The sequence below is a fragment of the Mesorhizobium sp. M2A.F.Ca.ET.042.01.1.1 genome (assembly GCF_003997405.1).
Lineage (GTDB): Bacteria > Pseudomonadota > Alphaproteobacteria > Rhizobiales > Rhizobiaceae > Mesorhizobium.
Window position 1 is genome coordinate 1 of the sequence record NZ_RZRX01000673.1, and the last position, 249, is coordinate 249.

Sequence of the window (249 nt, forward strand, 5' to 3'; positions counted from 1 at the left end):
TGGCTCCGGTCGTGCCTGTGGCTCCGGTAGCGCCTGTGGCTCCGGTCGCGCCAGTTGCTCCGGTCGAACCAGTCGCTCCGGTCGCGCCCGTTGCTCCAGTCGCACCCGTGGCTCCAGTCGCGCCCGTGGCTCCAGTCGCGCCCGTTGCTCCGGTCGAGCCTGTAGCTCCCGTCGAACCCGTCGCTCCAGTCGAACCCGTTGCTCCGGTCGAGCCTGTAGCTCCCGTCGAACCCGTCGCTCCGGTCGAAC

Annotated in this window: 1 pseudogene; it reads right to left on the minus strand. The window is 70.7% G+C overall.

From position 1 onward, the window contains the following. Nucleotides 1-249, minus strand: a pseudogene (locus EOA23_RS35475) (hypothetical protein); the annotation flags it as partial.